The 14,940-nt window shown below is 75.3% G+C and carries 1 protein-coding gene; it reads right to left on the bottom strand.

Going from position 1 to position 14,940, the window contains the following annotated elements; genetic code table 11:
- Nucleotides 1-18 precede the first annotated feature (18 nt).
- Entirely contained in the window at nucleotides 19-14,937 is a 14,919-nt protein-coding gene (locus ACSMX9_RS28505) for a type I polyketide synthase (protein WP_445398326.1), read from the bottom strand.
- Between the last annotated feature and the right edge of the window lie 3 nt (nucleotides 14,938-14,940).

The raw sequence follows: 14,940 nt of genomic DNA, 5'->3' as shown, positions 1-14,940 counted from the left end.
GGTTCGCGCGCCTCGTCGTCATGCCATGCCGAGTTCGTTGTCGATGAAGTCGAAGATCTCGTCGTCGGTCGCACCGTCCATGCGGTCCTCGATCCCGTCGCCGGTCGCGTCGGCGGCCGCGGGGTGGAGGCGCCCCAGGAGTTCCTGGAGTCGGACGGCGAGCCGTTCTCGGGCCGCGTCGTCGTCGACTCCGTCGTCGAGGGCGCGTTCCAGTCGGTCCAGTTCGGCCAGTGCCGGCACCGGGGCGGGCCCGGGTTCGGGGGTCAGTTCGGTGGTCAGGTGCCCGGCGATCGCGGCCGGGGTCGGATGGTCGAAGAGCAGGGTCGCCGGGAGGGGGAGGCCGGTGGCGGCGCGCAGCCGGTTGCGCAGTTCCACCGCGGTCAGCGAGTCGAAGCCGATCTCCAGCAGCCCGCGCCCCGGTTCGACCGCGGCGGGGCCGCTGTGGCCGAGCACCATCGCGGCGTGCGAGCGGACCAGGTCGAGCAGCACCCGCTCGCGCTGCGGACCGTTGAGGGTGCCGAGCCGTTGCTTGAGCGCATCCGGCCGGTCGGGGCCGCTGTCGGTGGCGCGGCCCGCGGTGCCGCGCCGGGGGGCGGGGCGCACCAGGCCGCGCAGCAGCGCCGGGACGCCGCCGGAGGCGGCCTGGTCCCGCACCGCGGCGGTGTCCAGCCGCAGCGGCAGGACGACGGTCTCGTCGAGTTCCCCGGCCGCGTCGAACAGGGCCAGTCCCTCGGCGGGGGTGAAGGCGACGATGCCGCCCCGGGCGATCCGTTTCAGGTCAGCCTCGGTGAGGCCGCCGGTCATCCCGGTCCGGTTGGCCCACAGCCCCCAGGCGAGGGAGCGTCCGGCCAGGCCCTCGGCCCGGCGGCGGTGGGCCAGTGCGTCCAGGAAGGCGTTGGCCGCGGCGTAGTTGCCCTGGCCCATGCCGCCGAAGACGCCCGCGATGGAGGAGAACAGGACGAACTCGGTGAGGTCCAGGTCCGCGGTCAGTTCGTGCAGGTTGACCGCGGCGTCCACCTTGGGGCGCAGCACCGGGTCGAGTCGGTCGGGGGTCATGTCGGCGACCACGCCGTCCGCCAGTACGCCCGCGGCGTGCACCACCCCGGTCAGGGGGTGTTCCGTCGGCAGTCCGGCCAGCAGGGCCGCGAGGGCGTCCCGGTCGGCGGCGTCACAGGCGACGACCTCGACGTGGGCGCCCGCTGCGGTGAGTTCCGCGTGGAGTTCCGTCGCCCCTTCGGCGGCGGGCCCGTTGCGGCTGGTCAGCAGCAGGTGGCGGACGCCGTGCTCGGCGACCAGGTGGCGGGCCACGTGGGCGCCGATGGCGCCGGTGCCGCCGGTGATCAGGACGGTTCCCCCGGGGTCCCAGCCGGGCCTGCGTTCGGGGGTGGAGAGCGGTACCCGGGCCAGTCGGGCGACGTGCACGTTCCCGGCGCGGACCGCCAGTTGGGGCTCACCGGAGGCGAGGGCCCGGGCGAGGGCCGCGGGCGAGGCTTCGTGGGCGTCCGTGTCGAGCAGGACGAAACGGTCGGGGTTCTCGGTCTGCGCCGAGCGGACCAGCCCCCACACGGCCGCCCGGACCGGGTCCGGGGCGTCCTGGTCGTCGGGCAGGGGCACCGCGCCCGAGGTCACCAGCACCAGCCGGGATCCGGTGAGGCGCTCGTCCGCGAGCCAGTCGCGCAGCAGGCCGAGGACCGCGCCGACCTCGCGGTGCACCGCCGCTCGGAGGTCGTCCGACGGGCCCGCCACGGTCGGGCAGGCGGCCCACACCAGCGGGGGCGGCGGGGTGCCCCCGTCGATCAGTTCGCCCAGTGCCGCGAGGTCGGGCACCGTCCGGCCCGGGAACGGCGGGGATCCGCACCACCAGGGCGACCGGGTGCCCAGTACCGTCCAGGACTCCGGGCCGGGGAGGGCGTCGGCGGTGCCGGCGCCCGCGGGCAGGGGCTGCCACCCGGGGCGGAACAGTTCCTCGTGGTGTCCGTGCTGCGCGGCCTTGAACTGGTCGGCCGAGACGGGACGGAGCACCAGGGACCGGGCCGAGACCACGGGTCGTCCGGTGTCGTCGGTCGCCACCACCTCGACGGCGTTGCCGCCGGTCGGGGTCAGCCGCAGCCGGAGTTCGGACGCGCCCGCGGCGTGCAGCCGCACCCCGTTCCAGGAGAACGGGAGCCAGCCCTTCTCCGGTCCTTGCAGCACGTCGAAGACCAGGGCGTGCAGGGCGGCGTCCAGCAGGGCGGGGTGCAGGCCGAAGCCGGCGGCGTCGGCCTGCTGTTGCGGGGGCAGGCTCGCGGTGGCGAAGACCTCCTCGCCGAGCCGCCAGGCGGCCCGCAGGCCCTGGAACGCGGGACCGTAGGCGAATCCGCCCTCGGCGAAGCGCTGGTAGAGCCCCTCCACGTCGAGGGGGACGGCTCCGGCCGGCGGCCAGGGCGCGGGGTGCGTGGGGTCGTCCCCGGCCGGCTCGTCGTCCGGGGCGAGCAGTCCGCTGGCGTGCCGGGTCCACGGCGTGTCGGTGTCGGAGCCCTCCGGCCTGGCGTGGATGCTCAGCGGGCGGACTCCGGAGCCGTCGGGGGCGCCGACCGTGAGTTGCAGGGCCACCGCCGTGCCGGCGGGCAGCAGCAGCGGTGCCTCCAGGGTGAGTTCCTCGACCCGCTCGCAGCCGACCTGGTCACCCGCGCGCACGGCGAGTTCGAGGAAGGCGGTGGCCGGGAACAGCACGCCCTCGAAGACTCCGTGGTCGGCGAGCCACGGGTGGCTGCGCAGGGAGATCCGGCCGGTGAACAGGAAGCCGTCCGAGTCGGCCAGTTCGGAGCCGGCGCCGAGCAGCGGGTGATCGACCGTCAGCAGTCCGGCCGAGGGGAGGTCCGCTCCGGCGGAGTTGCCCTCCAGCCAGTAGCTGCGGCGTTGGAAGGGATAGGTCGGCAGGTCGGTGGGGGTCGCCGCGCCCTCGGTGTGGACGGCCTGCCAGTCCACCGGGACGCCGTGCACGTGCAGCCGGGCCAGGGCGGTGGTGGCGGTGGCGACCTCGGGGCGGTCCCGGCGCAGCAACGGAATCAGCACGGCGCGGTCGGAGTCGCCGGTGAGGCAGTCCTGTCCCATGGTGCTGAGCGCGCCGTCCGGGCCGAGCTCCAGGAAGGCGGTGACGCCCTCGCGTTCCAGGTGGCGCATCCCGTCCTGGAACCGGATCGTCGCGCGCACGTGCTCGGCCCAGTGGTCCGGGGAGCCGAGCTGTTCGGTGGTGGCCGGCTCCCCGGTGAGGTCGGAGACGATCGGGATGGTGGCCTCGCCCGCATCGATCTGCGCGGCGACCTTCCGCAGTTCGTCCAGGACCGGTTCCATCAGGGGCGAGTGGAAGGCGTGGCTGACCTTCAGTCGCCGGGTCTTGTGCCCGAGCGCGGCGAGTTCGGCGGCGAGTTCGGTGACCGCCGTGTCCTCGCCGGAGATCACGGTCGAGGCGGGCCCGTTGACGGCGGCCAGGCCGACGGTGTCCTCCCGGCCCGCCAGCAGCGGCAGCACGTCCTCTTCCGGGGCGGTGAGGGCGACCATCGCGCCGCCCGCCGGCAGTGCCTGCATCAGCCGGGCCCGTGCGGCCACCAGGGCGGCGGCGTCGGGCAGCGAGAGCACTCCGGCGACGTGGGCGGCGGCCAGTTCGCCGACCGAGTGGCCGAGCAGGTAGTCGGGGCGTACGCCCCAGTGTTCGACCAGCCGGAACAGGGCGACGCCGAGGGCGAACAGGGCGGGCTGGGTGTAGCCGGTGCGGTCCAGCAGACCGTGGTCGGGGGTGCCGGGGGCGGCATCGACCACTTCGCGCAGCGGACGGTCCAACAGCGGGTCGAGTGCGGCGCACACGGTGTCGAAGGCGTCGGCGAAGACCGGGAAACGGGCGTACAGTTCGGCGCCCATGCCGGGCCGCTGGCTGCCCTGGCCGGGGAAGAGGAAGGCGGTCTTGCCGGCGGTGTCGGTGACGCCGCGGACCAGGTCCGCCGCCGGCTCGGCCGTGCTGAGGGCGGTCAGCCCGCGCAGCAGGGCTTCGCGGTCGGTGCCGGTGAGGGCGGCGCGGTGTTCGAAGGCGCTGCGGTTGAGCGCCAGGGTGCGGCCCAGGTCCTCGACGCGGAGCCGGGGGTCGCGCTCCAGGTGCCGGAGCAGCCGCCCGGCCTGCGCGCGGAGCGCGGCCGCGCTCCGCGCGGAGAGCAGCCAGGGCAGCGGGGGGGCCGTCGAAGGCGGGGCGTCGGGGGCGGGGACGGGGTCGGTGGGCTGTTCCAGGATGGTGTGGGCGTTGGTGCCGCTGACCCCGAACGAGGAGACCGCGGCCCTGCGGGGGCGGCCGGTCTCCGGCCACGGGGTGTCCTCGGTGAGCAGCCGGACCGTGCCGGCCGACCAGTCCACGAAGGGGGTCGGCGCGTCGACGTGCAGGGTGCGGGGCAGTGCCCCGTGCCGCATCGCCTGCACCATCTTGATGATCCCGGCCACCCCGGCGGCGGCCTGGCTGTGCCCGATGTTCGACTTGAGCGAACCCAGCCACAGCGGCCGGTCCGCCGCCCGTTCCCGGCCGTAGGTCGCCAGCAGGGCCTGCGCCTCGATCGGGTCGCCCAACCTGGTCCCGGTGCCGTGCGCCTCCACCGCGTCCACCTCGGAGGCGGCCAGCCCGGCGTGGTCGAGCGCGGCCCGGATCACCCGCTGCTGCGAGGGGCCGTTGGGGGCGGTCAGTCCGTTGCTGGCACCGTCCTGGTTGACCGCCGAGCCCCGTACCAGGGCGAGCACCGGGTGCCCGTTGCGGCGGGCGTCGGAGAGTCGTTCCAGGACCAGCAGCCCGGCGCCCTCGGCCCAGGAGGTGCCGTCCGCGGCGGCGGCGAAGGGCTTGCAGCGCCCGTTCTCGGCGAGCACCCGTTGCCGGCTGAACTCCACGAACGCCCCGGGCGTCGACATCACGGTGACCCCGCCGGCGAGGGCGAGCGAGCACTCCCCCGCCCGGAGCGACTGGGCCGCCAGGTGCACCGCGACCAGCGACGAGGAGCACGCCGTGTCCACGGTGACCGCGGGTCCTTCCAACCCGAGGGTGTAGGAGATCCGTCCGGACGCCACGCTGCCCGCGCTGCCGATGCCGAGGTAGCCCTCGGTCTCTTCGGAGGGCCGGGCGACCCGTGAGCCGTAGTCGTGGTGGCTGCACCCGACGAAGACGCCGCTGCGGCTGCCCTTGAGGGAGAGCGGGTCGATGCCGGCCCTTTCGAACGCCTCCCAGGAGAGTTCGAGCAGCAGCCGCTGCTGCGGGTCGATGGTCAGCGCCTCGCGCGGGGAGATCCCGAAGAAGGCCGGGTCGAAGCGGTCGGCCTCGTGGAGGAAGCCGCCCTCCCGCGCGTAGGTGCTGCCGACCCGGTCGGGGTCGGGGTCGTAGAGGCCCTCCAGGTCCCAGCCGCGTCCGGTGGGGAAGCCGGAGATGGCGTCCTGGCCGCCTGTGACGAGTTCCCACAGGTCCTCGGGGGTGGCGACGCCTCCGGGGTAGCGGCAGCTCATGGCGACGACGGCGATCGTCTCGTCGTCCGGTTCCGCCGCCGGTGCGGCTGCCCGCCGCGGGGCGGCGGGCAGCGCCTCGGCGGCGCCCAGCAGTTCGGTGCGCAGATGGCCGGCCAGCACCGTCGCCGTCGGGTAGTCGAAGGCGAGGGTCACCGACAGGCGCAGTCCGGTGGCCTCGGCGAGCCGGTTGCGCAGGTCGACGGCGGTCAGCGAGTCGAAGCCGATGTCCTTGAACGCCCGGTCGGGTTCCACCGCCTCGGGTCCGGGGTGGCCGAGGACGGCGGCGACCTCCGTGCGGACCAGTTCCAGCAGGGCCTGGTCCCGTTCCTCCGGGGGCAGCCCGGCCAGCCGCAGCAGCGGCGAGCCGGTGGCGTCGTCCGTCCCGGGGGCGGGCCGCCCCGCCGCGAGCACCTGCCGCACCTCCGGCAGGTCGCCGATGGCGGGGCTGGGCCGGAGCGCGGTGAACGCCCGGGTGAAGCGTTCCCAGGCGAAGTCGGCGACCAGCACCGCCGTGTCGTCGTGGTCGAGGGCCTGTTGCAGTGCGGCCGTCGCCGATTCGGGGGCCATGGCCGGCAGACCGTTGCGGACCAGCCGTTCGCCGACCGCCCCCGAGGCGAGGCTGTCGCCGCCCCACAGGCCCCAGGCCACCGAGGTGGCCGGCAGCCCGAGGTCACGGCGCTGCCGGGCCAGGGCGTCGAGGTAGGCGTTGGCGGCGGCGTAGCTGCCCTGGCCGGTGCCGCCGAGCGTCCCGGCCAGCGAGGAGAAGAGGACGAAGGCCGTCAGGTCGTGCGCCCGGGTGAGCGCGTCGAGGTTGCGGGCGGCGTCGAGCTTGGGACGCAGTACCCCGGCCGCGCGCTCGGGCGTGATCGAGTCGATCACTCCGTCGTCCAGGACCCCCGCCGCGTGCAGGACGGCGCGCAGCGGGCGTTCGGCCGGGATCGTGGCCAGCAGCTGGGCCAGCGCGTCCCGGTCGGCGACGTCGCAGGACGCCACGGTGACCTCGGCGCCGAGCCCGCGCACCTCCGCGAGCAGGGCTTCCGCGCCGGGTGTCGCAGCTCCGCGACGGCTGGTCAGCAGCAGGTGCGCGGAGCCCTCCCGGGCGAGCCAGCGGGCCATCTGGGCTCCGAGGCCGCCGGTTCCACCAGTGATCAGGACAGTGCCCTCGGGCGTCCAGCGGCGGACCGGGGTCGCCTCGCCGAGTCCGGCGCGGGCGAGCCGGCGGCCGAAGACGCCGGAGGCGCGCACCGCCACCTGGTCCTCGTGGTCCAGCCCCGCCAGCACCACGGCCAGTCGGGCCGCGGCCCGGTCGTCGAGTTGCTGCGGAAGGTCGACCAGTCCGCCCCAGCGCTGCGGGTACTCGACCCCGGCGACGCCGCCGAGGCCCCACACCAGCGCCTGCACGGGGCTGCCGGTGCGGTCGGAGCGGCCGATCGAGACCGCGCCCCGGGTGGCGCACCACAGGGGGGCGTCGGCGCCGAGGTCGCCCAGCGCCTGGAGCAGGGCGACCGTCTGCACCAGCCCGAGCGGGAGCGCCGAGCCCTCGCCGTGGGGTTCCTCGGCCAGGGCGAGCAGGGACAGCACTCCGGCCGGCGCCCGGTCGGCGTCCTGGGCGGCCCGCAGCAGGTCGGCGAGGTGGGTCCGGTCGGCGGCGGACGGGCCCGCCTCGACCAGGACCGGTGCGGCGCCGTGTGCGCGCAGGGCGTCGAGGGCGAACGCGACGGCGGGGTCGGCAGCGGTACCGGCCACGACCAACCAGCTTCCGGAGAGCCGGGGTCGCCCGGTGGTCGGCAGGGGCTTCCAGGCCACCCGGTAGCGCCAGCCGTCGGCGGTGCCGCTGGCACGTCGTGCGCGCAGCCAGTCCGACAGGGTGGGGACGAGGGAGGCGAGGGAGGCGCGCAGCTCACCGTCCTCGACGCGCAGGGTGGCGGCGAGGGCGTCCAGGTCACCGCGGTCGATCGCGTTCCAGAACCCGGCTTCGGCCGGGTCGGAGCCGGTGAGGACGTCGGTGGAACGCCCCGGGGCGGCCGTGTCCAGCCAGTACCGCTGCTGTTGGAAGGGGTAGGTGGGCAGGGGTTGCTTGCGGGCGCCGGATCCGGCGAAGACGGCCTCCCAGTCCACGGCGGTCCCGTGCACCTGGAGCGTGGCCAGCGAGGCGAGCAGCCGCTCGGGGCCGCCCTCGTCGCGGCGCAGGGTTTCGACGACGGCTCCGCCGACGACGTCGGCTGCCTCCAGGGCCTGTTGCAGCCAGACCGCGAGCGTGGGGTGGGTGCTGCATTCGACGAAGGTGTGGTGGCCGTCGGCGATCAGCGCCTCGACCGTCCGTCCGAACTCCACCGGCCGCCGCAGGTTCCGGTACCAGTAGTCGCCGTCCAACTCCGCCGTCTCCACCGGCCCGCCGGTGACCGTGGAGTAGAACGGCACCCCGGACGCCCGCGGCACGATCCCCGCGAGCACGGTGCGCAGCTCCTCCTCGATCTCCTCCACCTGCACCGAGTGCGCGGCGAAGTCCACCCCTGGCACCGGCCAGGTCAACACCCCGGCCGCGGCGTACCGTTCGCCCAGTTCCGCCAGGGCCTCCGGATCACCGGAAACCGTCACCGAGGCCGGCCCGTTCACCGCGGCGACACTCAACACCCCGCCCCAGGGCTCCAGTTCCTCCCGGACCGCGTCGACCGCCCGCGGCACGAAGAGCATTCCGCCCCGGCCGGTCAACGCCGACAGCGCCCGGCTCCGCAGCGCCACGATCCGCGCCGCGTCCTCCAGGGAGAGCGCCCCCGCCACACAGGCCGCGGCGATCTCCCCCTGCGAGTGGCCCACCACCGCGTCCGGCACCACCCCGTAGGAGCGCCACACCTCCGCCAGCGCCACCATCACCGCGAACAGCACCGGCTGCACCACGTCCACCCGGTCCAAGGGGGGCGCGTCCGGCTCGTCCCGCAGGACCGCCGTCAACGACCACTCCAGGTGCGGGGCGAGAGCCCGCTCGCAGGCGGCGATGCGCTCCGCGAAGACCGGAACGGCGAGCGATTCCCGCGCCATCCCGACCCATTCGGCGCCCTGGCCGGGGAAGACGAACACCGTCCTCGTCGACCGGGCCACGCCGACGCGCACCACGGCGGGGTCCTGGCGCCCCGCGCCGAGTGCCGCCAGACCGCGCAGCAGGGCCGTGCGGTCCCCGCCGACGACGGCGGCACGGTGCTCGAACCCGGTCCGGGTGGTCGCCAGCGAGTAGCCGATGTCGACGGGGGAGGTCTCCGGGCTCCCGGTGAGGTGGGCGTGCAGCCGTGCCGCCTGGTCCTCCAGTGCTTCGGGGGTGCGCCCGGACAGGACCCACGGGACGAGGGCGGGCACCCCGGGCGCGTCCGGCGCGGTGGGTTCCGCCGGGAGGGCGGGGGGTTGTTCGACGATGACGTGGGCGTTGGTGCCGCTGAGGCCGAAGGAGGAGACGCCGGCCCGGCGCGGGCGGTCGGTCTCCGGCCACGGGGTGGCCTCGGTCAGCAGGCAGACGGCACCCGCGGTCCAGTCGACGGCCGGGGACGGCCGGTCGACGTGCAGGGTCCGCGGCAGCATCCCTTGCTCCATCGCCAGCACCATCTTGATGATGCCGCCGACGCCGGCGGCGGCCTGGGTGTGGCCGATGTTGGACTTCAGCGACCCCAACCACAGTGGCCGGTCCCCGGGCCGGTCCCGGCCGTAGGTGGCCAGCAGCGCGTCGGCCTCGATCGGGTCGCCCAGTCGGGTGCCGGTGCCGTGCGCCTCCACCGCGTCCACGTCGGCGGCCGTCAGCCGGGCGTTGGCCAGGGCGCCGCGGATCGCCCGTTGTTGGGCCAGGCCGCTGGGCGCGGTCAGGCCGTTGCTGGCGCCGTCCTGGTTGATCGCCGAGCCGCGGAGCACGGCCAGCACCGGGTGCCCGTTGCGCCGCGCGTCCGAGAGGCGTTCCAGGAGCAGCAGCCCCACGCCCTCCGCCATGCCGAAGCCGTCCGCCGCGGCGGCGAAGGACTTGCAGCGCCCGTCCTCGGCGAGCCCCCGCTGCCGGCTGAACCCGGTGAAGGACAGGGGGGTGCCGATGACCGTGGCGCCGCCGGCGAGGGCCAGGGTGCACTCGCCCGAGCGCAGCGACTGGGCCGCCAGGTGCACCGCCACCAGCGACGAGGAGCACGCCGTGTCGACGGTCACCGCGGGCCCGCGCAGGCCCAGGTGGTAGGCGACCCGCCCGGACAGGACGCTGGTGGAGATGCCCGCGATGAGCAGGCCCTCCAGTTCGTCGGGGACGTCGCGCAGGGTGCCGCCGTAGCCCTGGTAGGACGCGCCGGCGAAGACTCCGGTCGCGGTGGAGTGCAGGGACGCCGGGTCGATGCCCGCGCGTTCGATGGCCTCCCAGGAGGTTTCCAGCAGCAGTCGCTGCTGGGGGTCCATCGCCAGCGCCTCGCGCGGCGAGATCCCGAAGAACCCCGGGTCGAACAGGCCGGCGTCGTGGACGAAGCCGCCCGCGGCCGTGTAGCTCTTGCCGGGCCGGTCGGGATCCGCGTCGTAGAGGCCGTCCAGGTCCCAGCCCCGGTCGGACGGCAGTTCGGAGACGGCGTCCCGGCCGTCCGCGACCAGGCTCCACAGGTCTTCGGGGCTGCGCACGCCCCCGGGGTAGCGGCAACTCATGGCCACGATCACGATCGGGTCGTCGTCCGCGGAGGTGGCCGGAACCGGCGGCGGGGCGGGGGCGGGTTCCTCCTCGGTCGCTCCCAGCAGCCCGGTCTCCAGGTGACGGGCGAGCGCGGAGGCCGAGGAGTGGTCGAAGACCACGGTGACCGGGAGTCGCAGCCCGGTGGCGGCGTTGAGCCGGTTGCGCAGGTCGACGGCGGTCAGCGAGTCGAAGCCGAGGTCGCGGAAGGCGCGGCCGGAGATGACGTCGTCCGACGAGCCGTGGCCGAGGACGGCCGCCGCCTGGGTGCGCACCAGCTCGACCAGCACCCGGGTCCGTTCGGCGGCCGGGAGCGGGCGCAGTCGGTCGGCCAGGGCCGAGGGCGCCCCTTCGGGGCCGGCGCCCTGGTCGGCGGCCAGGGCCCGGCGCACCTCGGGCAGTTCGGCGATGAGCGGGCTGGGGCGGGCCGAGGTGAACACCGCGGCGAAGCGGTCCCAGTCGATGTCGGCGACCAGGACCACCGTCTCGTCGTGGTCCAGCACCTGCTGGAGCCCGGTGATCGCCACCGCGGGCGGCATGAACAGGACGCCGTGACCGCGCAGGGTCTCCTCCACCAGGGCGGCGGCCATGCCGACCCCGTCCTCGGGGTTCCAGATGCCCCACACCACGGAGGTCGCGGCCAGCCCGCGGCTCCTGCGGTTCTCGGCGAGGCCGTCGAGATAGGCGTTGGCGGCGGCGTAGGCGCCGTGGTCGGCGCTGCCCCACACCCCCGAGATGGAGGAGAACAGCACGAACGCGTCGAGCGTGTCGCGGTCGAAGAGCAGGTCCAGGTTCCTGGCCCCGCCGACCTTGGCGTAGAGGGTGTCGGCGAACTCGTCCAGGTCGGTCGTGGGCAGGGGCACCAGGAGTCCGGCGCCGGCGGCGTGGAAGACGGTGCCGATCCGCTCGCCGTCCCGTTCCAGACCGTCCTTCAGGTCGCGCAGGGCGTCCAGGTCGGCCACGTCGCAGGAGGACAGGGTGACCCGGGCGCCGAGCGCGGCCAGTTCGTCGGAGAGTTCCGGGGCACCGGGGGCGTCGGCTCCGCGACGGCTGATCAGGACCAGGTGCTCGGCTCCGCGCCGGGCCAGCCAACGGGCGATCTGCGCGCCGATCCCGCCGGTCCCGCCGGTGATCAGGACGGTTCCGCCGGGGCGCCAGGCGCGCCGCGGGACGGCGTCGCCGAGGGGGGACCTGACCAGACGTCGGCCGTGGCAGGCGGTGGCCCGCACGGCCACCTGGTCCTCGGGTCCGGCTCCGCCGGCCAGCACCCGGCACAGGCGGGGGGCGGTGTCCCCGTCCAGGGTCTCCGGGAGGTCGACCAGGCCGCCCCAGCGCTGCGGGTACTCCAGCGCGGCCACCCGGCCGAGGCCCCAGAGGAGGTTCTGCGCGGCGCTGACCGGGCCGTCCGCGTCCCCGACCGAGACCGCGCCCCGGGTCGCCCACCACAGGGGCGCGTCCACCCCGACGTCGCCGAGGGACTGCACCAGGGCCAGGTTCAGCGCGGTCCCGAGCGGGACGGTCGGATGCCCGGGGTGCGTGCGTTCGTCGAGGCCCAGCAGCGACAGCACCCCGGCGACCGGGCCGGTCAGCGGCTCCAGGGCCGCGCCGAGCCGCGCGGCCAGCGCCGCGCGGCGGGAGTGGTCCTCGGTGAGCTCCACGTGCACCACGGCGGCGCCGGCGCGTTCCAGGGCACGGACGGTTTCGGCCGACCGGTGCGCCCGCTCCGCGGGCTGTCCGGCCGACGACAGGACGAGCCAGTGGCCCGTCAGCGGGGCCGGGGGGCCTTCGGGCAGGGCACGCCAGGCGACCCGGTAGCGCCAGGACTCCCCCGCCGACCGCTCCTGGCGCTCGGTGCGCCAGTGGGCGAGTGCGGGGAGCACCACGGCCAGCGGGTCCTCGGGGGCCACCCCGAGCGTCGCCGTGAAGCGGTCCAGGTCACCGCTGCCGAGGGCCTCCCAGAGGTCCTCGCCCTCCGGGGACGGTCCGGTGCCGTCGCCCGGTGTCGGGTCGGTGTCCTCCAGCCAGTAGGTGCGGCGTTGGAAGGGGTAGGTCGGCAGCCGGACGTCGTCCGAGCGGTGTCCGGCGAAGAGGAGGTTCCAGTCGGGTGACAGACCGCCGGCGTGGGCCTCGCCCAACGAGAGCAGGAAGCGGTCGAGGCCGCCCTCGCCGCGCCGCAGGGTGCCCAGGGCGACCGCCGGTCCCTGCGCCGAGTCGGCGGTGTCCATCGCCTCCGCGGTCTGCTGGACGCCGAAGCCGAGCACCGGGTGCGGGCTGGCCTCGACGAAGAACCGGAAGCCCTCCTCCAGCAGGCCCCGGGTGGCTTCCTCGAACCGCACCGTCCCGCGAAGGTTGCGGTACCAGTAGTCGGCGTCCAAGGACGCCGTGTCCAGCCAGCCGCCGGTGACCGTGGAGTAGAACGGCAGCGAACCGGAACGGGGCGTGATGCCGTCCAGTTCGTCGAGGAGCCGCTCCCGGATCTCCTCGACGTGTGCGCAGTGGGACGCGTAGTCCACCTCGATCCGGCGTGCCCGGACCTCCTCCCGGACGAGTTGCTCGACCAGTTCGGCGACCGCGTCCGCGTCACCCGAGACCACGGTCGCCGCGGGACCGTTCACCGCCGCCACCGACAGTCGGCCGTCCCAGGAGGCGATCCGCTCCCGTACGCGTTCCGAGGGCAGCGGCACCGAGGCCATCCGGCCCCGCCCCGACAGCACCCGCACCGCCCGACTACGCAGGGCCACCACGCGAGCCCCGTCCTCCAAGGAGAGACCACCCGCCGCGCACGCCGCCGCCACCTCGCCCTGCGAGTGCCCCACCACGCCGTCCACCGCCACACCGTGGGAACGCCACACCTCCGCCAGGGACACCATCACCGCCCACAGCACCGGCTGCACCACGTCCACCTCGTCCAACGGGGCGGACGTGCGCAGCACCTCCGTCAACGTCCAGTCGACGTGCGGCGCCAACGCCCGCTCGCACTCGGCCATCCGCCGCGCGAACGCCTCCGACTCGCCCAGCAACCCGGCGGCCATCCCCACCCACTGCGAGCCCTGACCCGGAAACACCAACACCGTACGCCCGGTCGACACGCCGTCGCCCCGCACCACATGGGGCACCGCGCCCCCCTCGACCAACGCCCTCAGGCCCTCGCTCATCGCGGCCGGGTCCTCGCCCACGAGCACGGCCCGGTGCTCGAAGGCCGTGCGGGTGGTGGCGAGGGCGTGTCCCAGTGCGCCGAGCCCCTGCCCGGGGGAGGCGCTCAGGTGTGCCAGCAGTCGGGTGGCCTGCTCCCGCAGCGCCTCCTCGGTCCGTCCCGACAACACCCAGGGCAGGGGCCCGGGTCGGGCGGGGGGCTCGGCGGGGGCGGCGTCCGTCGTCGGTGCCTGCTCCAGGATCAGGTGCGCATTGGTGCCGCTGACGCCGAAGGCGGACACCCCGGCCCGGCGCGGACGGCCCGTGTCGTCCCAGGCGCGCGGTTCGGTCAGCAGTTCCACGGCCCCCGTCGACCAGTCCACCATCGGGGTCGGCAGGTCGGCGTGCAGGGTCCGCGGCAGTTCACCGTGCTGGAGGGCCAGCACCATCTTGATGACGCCGCCGACTCCGGCCGCGGCTGAGGTGTGACCGATGTTGGACTTCAACGAGCCGAGCCACAGCGGCCGTTCCGCGGGTCGGTCCTGGCCGTAGGTCGCCAGCAGCGCTTGGGCCTCGATCGGGTCCCCGAGGGTGGTGCCGGTGCCGTGCGCCTCCACGGCGTCCACCTCGGACGCCGTGAGGCCGGCGTCCGTCAGCGCCGCGCGGATCACCCGCTGCTGGGCGAGGCCGTTGGGCGCCGTGAGGCCGTTGCTCGCGCCGTCCTGGTTGGTGGCCGAGCCCCGCACCACCGCCAGTACCCGGTGGCCGTTGCGCCGGGCGTCCGACAGCCGCTCCAACAGCAGCACGCCGACGCCCTCGGACCAGCCGGTGCCGTCCGCGCCGGCGCCGAACGCCTTGCAGCGGCCGTCCGCCGACAGGGCGCGCTGGCGGCTGAACGCCACGAACGGGTCGGGGGTCGCCATCACCGCGACGCCGCCGGCCAGGGCCAGTTCGCAGTCTCCCGCCCGCAGCGCCCTGATCGCCAGGTGCAGGGCGACCAGCGAGGAGGAGCAGGCCGTGTCGACGGTCACCGCGGGGCCTTCGAGGCCCAGGGTGTACGCCACCCGGCCGGAGACCACGCTGCTCGCGGTCCCGGTGTCCAACAGGCCCTGCACCTCGGGGAGGTGGCGGGAGCCCGCGCCGTAGCCGTTGCCGATCGCCCCGAGGAAGACGCCGGTGGCGGTCCGGCGCAGTGCACGCGGGTCCATCGCCGCCCGCTCGACCGCTTCCCAGGCGGCCTCCAGCACCAGCCGTTGCTGGGGGTCCGTCGCCAGCGCCTCCCGCGGCGAGATCCCGAAGAACTCCGCGTCGAACTCGGCGGCGTCGTGCAGGAAGCCGCCGTGGCGGGTGGTCGAGGTGCCGGGGTGGTCGGGGTCCGGGTCGTAGAGGGCCTCGACGTCCCAACCGCGGTTGACCGGCCATTCGGATATCGCGTCGACGCCCCGGGACAGCAGGTCCCACAGCGATTCCGGCGAGTTCGCCCCGCCGGGGTACCGGCAGGCCATGGAGACGATCGCGATCGGTTCGTGCCGGGCCTCTTCGGCCTCCCGCAATCGTCTGCGGGCGTCACCGAGGTCAGCCGTGGCGCGCCTGAGGTAGTCGAGCAGCTTCTTGTCGTCGGACACCGG

The organism is Streptomyces sp. LE64, assembly GCF_052606915.1.
Note: the sequence above shows the minus strand (reverse complement) of the source record. Positions and strands in the feature narration are given on the sequence as shown.